The organism is Mesorhizobium sp. M1A.T.Ca.IN.004.03.1.1, from assembly GCF_003997555.1.
Lineage (GTDB): Bacteria > Pseudomonadota > Alphaproteobacteria > Rhizobiales > Rhizobiaceae > Mesorhizobium.
Map to the genome: position 1 here is coordinate 1 of NZ_RZTV01000845.1, position 247 is coordinate 247.

A 247-nucleotide genomic window follows, 5' to 3' on the forward strand; every position below is an offset into this window, starting at 1 on the left:
CTTCGGTGAGGAGATCACCCTTCCGCACTACCTCGACATTCTCTCTGCCCGCACGCGGCTGATCGAGGCGGTGGACCGGCTGGTCGGACCGCGAACGGGCGCGTATCGTCTTCGAGGCGATGACGGACGACGAGATCGCCGACATCACCCGCATCATAACTTCGGCTCTGCCGGGTTCGACCACCGAACCTCTGACCATTCCGGCCTTCCGGGAAAAGCTCGTCGCCTATAGTGGCATCGATGCCGC

At 63.2% G+C, this 247-nt stretch carries 1 pseudogene; it reads left to right on the forward strand.

From position 1 onward, the window contains the following. Positions 1–86: 86 nt before the first annotated feature. Positions 87–247: pseudogene (locus tag EOD29_RS34065) on the forward strand (mannonate dehydratase); the annotation flags it as partial.